The following is a 4,515-nucleotide window of genomic DNA, read 5'->3' as shown; positions in this document are numbered from 1 at the left end:
CCCCTGGAGCCCTTCCCGTGCGATCCGCGCCCCACGGCACGTCCGGCGGCGGGCCCCCGGACGTGCCGTGGGGCGCGGATCGCACGGGAAGGGCTCCAGGGGTGGAGGTCCACGAGACATCGGGTGGGGCGGCGAACGGGGCGTCCACGGACGCGCGGAGCCGGGTGCTCACCGTTCCCAACCTGCTCAGCGCGGCCCGACTGGTGGGCGTTCCGGTCTTTCTGTGGCTGATTCTCTCGCCCGTGTTCGACGGGCCGAACCGGGACGGATGGGCCCTGGCGGTGCTCGCCCTCAGCGGCGCCAGCGACTGGCTCGACGGCCGCCTGGCCCGCCGCTGGAACCAGGTCAGCGAGCTCGGTCGCCTGCTGGACCCGGCGGCCGACCGCCTCTACATCCTCGCCACCCTGGTGGGCCTGACCTGGCGCGACATCATTCCCTGGTGGATGGTGGCACTGCTGTTGGCCCGCGACCTGATGCTCCTGATCGGGGTGTGGCGGCTCAACCGCGCCGGATGGGCACCCCCTCAGGTGAACTTCCTCGGCAAGGCGGCCACCTTCTGCCTGATGTACGCGTTCCCGTTGCTCCTGCTCAGTGACGGAACCGGGTGGGTGTCATCACTGGCTGCTATTTTCGGATGGGCGTTCGCCGGGTGGGGTTCGGCTCTCTACTGGTGGGCAGGGATGCTGTACGTGGTCCAGGTCCGCCGTCTCCTCACGGCGGGCACCACAGCCGACTGAGCTCGCCCCCGAACGCCGTCGTGGAGGGGGCAACTGGGCCCGTCAGCCCAGCGCGCCCCGGGAACTGCCGCCGTCTCCCGGGGGGAGTCCGTGGACCGGACGGGCCCGGTCGGCACGACTCTCGGCTCTGCGAGGAGGACACTTCCAACATGAAGGCCGTCGTAATGGCAGGTGGCGAAGGCACGCGGCTCCGCCCGATGACCGCGAGCATGCCCAAGCCCCTGCTGCCCGTGGCGAACCGCCCCATCATGGAGCACGTGCTGCGGCTGCTGAAACGGCACGGACTCACCGAGACCGTGGTCACCGTGCAGTTCCTCGCCTCCCTGGTGAAGAACTACTTCGGCGACGGCGAGGAGCTCGGCATGGAGCTCACCTACGCCAACGAGGAGAAGCCGCTCGGCACCGCCGGCAGCGTCAAGAACGCCGAAGCGGCGCTTCGGGACGATGCCTTCCTGGTCATCTCCGGTGACGCCCTCACCGACTTCGACCTCACCGACCTGATCCGCTTCCACCGCGAGCGCGGTGCCATGGTCACCGTCTGCCTGACCCGGGTGCCCAATCCCCTGGAGTTCGGCATCACCATCGTCGACGACGAGGGGCGGGTGGAGCGCTTCCTGGAGAAGCCCACCTGGGGACAGGTCTTCTCCGACACCGTCAACACGGGCATCTACGTCATGGAGCCCGAGGTCTTCGACTACGTCGACCCCGATGTTCCGGTGGACTGGTCCGGTGACGTCTTCCCCCGCCTGATGAAGGAGGGGCGCCCCATCTACGGCTACGTGGCCGAGGGGTACTGGGAGGACGTGGGCACCCACGAGAGCTACGTCAAGGCACAGGCCGATGTCCTGGAGGGCAAGGTCGACGTCGAGATCGACGGGTTCGAGATCTCGCCGGGGGTGTGGATCGCCGAGGGCGCCGAGGTCCACCCCGACGCCAAGCTGCGCGGTCCCCTCTACGTCGGCGACTACGCCAAGGTCGAGGCCGGTGCCGACCTGCGCGAGCACACCGTCATCGGCTCCAACGTGGTGGTCAAGGCCGACGCCTTCCTGCACCGCGCCGTCATCCACGACAACGTCTACGTCGGACGCCAGGCCAACCTGCGCGGCTGCGTGATCGGGAAGAACACCGACATCATGCGTGCCGCCCGGATCGAGGACGGCGCCGTCATCGGCGACGAGTGCCTGGTGGGCGAGGAGTCCATCGTCCAGGGGAACGTGCGCGTCTACCCCTTCAAGACGGTCGAGGCGGGCGCGTTCGTCAACACCTCGGTCATCTGGGAGTCCCGGGGGCAGGCGAACCTCTTCGGCGCCCGCGGCGTCTCCGGCATCCTCAACGTGGAGATCACCCCCGAACTGGCCGTGCGGCTGGCCGGCGCCTACGCCACCACACTGAAGAAGAACTCCACCGTCACCACCGCCCGTGACCACTCCCGCGGCGCCCGGGCGCTCAAGCGGGCCGTGATCAGCGCCCTGCAGGCCAGCGCGATCGACGTGCGGGACCTGGAGAACGTGCCCCTGCCGGTGGCCCGCCAGCAGACCGCCCGCGGCAGCGCCGGCGGCATCATGATCCGCACCACCCCCGGCGTGCCGGACTCGGTGGACATCATGTTCCTCGACGAGCGCGGGGCCGATCTCTCGCGCGGCGGCCAGCGCAAACTGGATCGCGTCTACGCCCGCCAGGAATACCGGCGGGCCTTCCCCGGCGAGATCGGGGACCTGCGCTTCCCCGCCAGCGTCTTCGACGCCTACACCGGATCGGTGCTGCGCGCCGTGGACACCCGGGGCATCGCCGACGCCGGGCTGAAGATCGTCGTGGACGCCGCCAACGGCAGCGCCGGCCTGGTGCTGCCCAGCCTGTTGGGACGACTCGGGGTGGACGCGCTGACCGTCAACCCCGGTCTGGACGAGGGCCGGCCCACCGAGACCACCGAGGAACGCCGGGCCGGTCTGGTGCGCCTGGGGGAGATCGTGGCCTCCTCCCGCGCCGCCTTCGGCGTGCGGTTCGACCCCGTCGGCGAGCGCCTGGCGCTGGTGGACGAGCGCGGTCACATCATCGAGGACCACCGGGCCCTGCTGGTGATGCTCGACCTGATCGCCGCCGAGCGGCGCAGCGGTCGGGTGGCCCTGCCGGTCACCACCACCCGCATCGCCGAGCAGGTGGCCGCCTACCACGGCACCCAGGTGGAGTGGACCACCACCTCACCGGACGACCTCACCCGGGTCTCGGCCAAGGACGGCGCGATCTTCGGCGGCGACGGCAGCGGCGGCTTCATCGTGCCGGAGTTCGGCAGCGTCTTCGACGCCACCGCGGCCTTCGCCCGGCTCACCGGCCTGGTCGCCCGCACCCAGCTCTCGCTCAGCCAGATCGACGCCCGCATCCCGCGGGCCCACGTGCTGCAGCGGGACGTCGCCACGCCGTGGGCGGTCAAGGGCCTGGTCATGCGGCGTGTGGTGGAGGCGGCCGGCGAGCGCTCGGTGGACACCACCGACGGTGTCCGGGTCGTGGAGCCCGACGGCCGCTGGGTGCTGGTCCTGCCGGACCCCGCCGAGGCCGTCACCCACCTGTGGGCCGAGGGACCGGACGACGACGCGGCCGCGGAACTCCTCGACCACTGGACCACGGTGGTGGACAACCCGGACCGCTGAGTCCGGTGGGGCCGGTCCGGTCGGCCCCACCGTTCACCGGCCCCCGGCGGATTCCGTTCCGCCGGGGGCCGATTCGGTCCCCGGGCCGGCTCGTGCGACGATGACCGCCATGCCCGCGCAGTCCTCCCGGCCTCCCGACGACGCCTCGCGTCCCGACGCCTCCATGTGGCTGCTCAACCAGGTGATGGACCACAGCCTGGACGAGGGGTACGAGGAGGCCGCCGCCCGCCGCGCCGCCGCGGGCGGGAACCTCCCGCGCACCCTCCGCGACCGGGTCTGGTTGGCGGTCGGACTCCTCCTCGCCGCCTTCGTCGTGACCGCCGGTGCCGCGCAGGCGCGGGCCGGCGCCCCCGAGGTCGCCAGGGAGCGGGAGGAACTCCTCGAACGGGTGAGGTCCGGCACGGAGGAGGCGGACCGATTGCAGGCCGAGGTGGACGGCCTGCGGGACGCGGTCGCCGAGGGACGACGGGCGGCGCTCACCGAGGAGGGTGGTGAGCGGGCCGAACTGGTCGGTCTGCTCGCCGGCGCCATCGCCGTGTCCGGACCGGGCCTGGAGCTGGTGGTGGACGACGCCGAGGGCGCGGGCACCGGTTCCGGCGCGGGGCCGCGCGAGGGAAGCGGGTTCTCCGACACCGGCCGGGTCCGGGACCGGGACCTCCAGCGCGTGGTCAACGGCCTGTGGGCCGCCGGGGCCGAGGCCGTCGCGATCAACGAGCGGCGGCTCACCTCGCTCTCCGCCATCAGGACGGCCGGGGACGCCGTCCTGGTGGACAACCGTCCGCTGGTGCCGCCCTACACGGTGCAGGCGATCGGAGACGGCGACGCGCTGCGCGAGGCGTTCGAGGCCGGACCGGCCGGGGCGACCCTGCGGGATCTGCGGGATCACTTCGGCATCCGGGTCACCACCACGGTCCGTGACGAGGTGCGGTTGCCCGCCGCGACGGGCGCGACCGCGCGCCATGCCGTGCCCGTGGACGCCGGGGCGGTGCCGGGGGGCGAGGGGACGCCGCCTCGCCGCCTTCGTCGTGACCGCCGGTGCCGCGCAGGCGCGGGCCGGCGCCCCCGAGGTCGCCAGGGAGCGGGAGGAACTCCTCGAACGGGTGAGGTCCGGCACGGAGGAGGCGGACCGATTG

Annotated in this window: 2 protein-coding genes and 1 pseudogene; all 3 read left to right on the top strand. The window is 72.3% G+C overall.

Annotation, left to right across the window (positions count from 1 at the left end; genetic code table 11):
• Positions 1 to 101: 101 nt before the first annotated feature.
• Positions 102 to 737 (top strand): cardiolipin synthase ClsA, encoded by a 636-nt coding sequence (gene clsA / locus FOE67_RS17580; RefSeq protein WP_182665390.1) that lies wholly within the window; start codon positions 102 to 104, stop codon positions 735 to 737.
• 149 nt (positions 738 to 886) lie between these two features.
• Positions 887 to 3,382 carry a mannose-1-phosphate guanyltransferase gene (locus FOE67_RS17575; protein WP_182665388.1) on the top strand — a complete coding sequence of 832 codons (2,496 nt, stop codon included), beginning with the start codon at positions 887 to 889 and terminating at the stop codon, positions 3,380 to 3,382.
• Positions 3,383 to 3,491: 109 nt separating this feature from the next.
• A pseudogene (locus FOE67_RS17570) lies at positions 3,492 to 4,364 on the top strand (DUF881 domain-containing protein); the annotation flags it as partial.
• Positions 4,365 to 4,515: the final 151 nt, after the last annotated feature.

Origin of the sequence: Streptomyces calidiresistens (assembly GCF_014141525.1) — a bacterium.
In the GTDB taxonomy this organism is placed as follows: Bacteria; Actinomycetota; Actinomycetes; order Streptomycetales; family Streptomycetaceae; genus Streptomyces; species Streptomyces calidiresistens.
The sequence above is the reverse complement of the archived record's forward strand: the minus strand, read 5'-3'. Positions and strand labels throughout refer to the sequence as shown.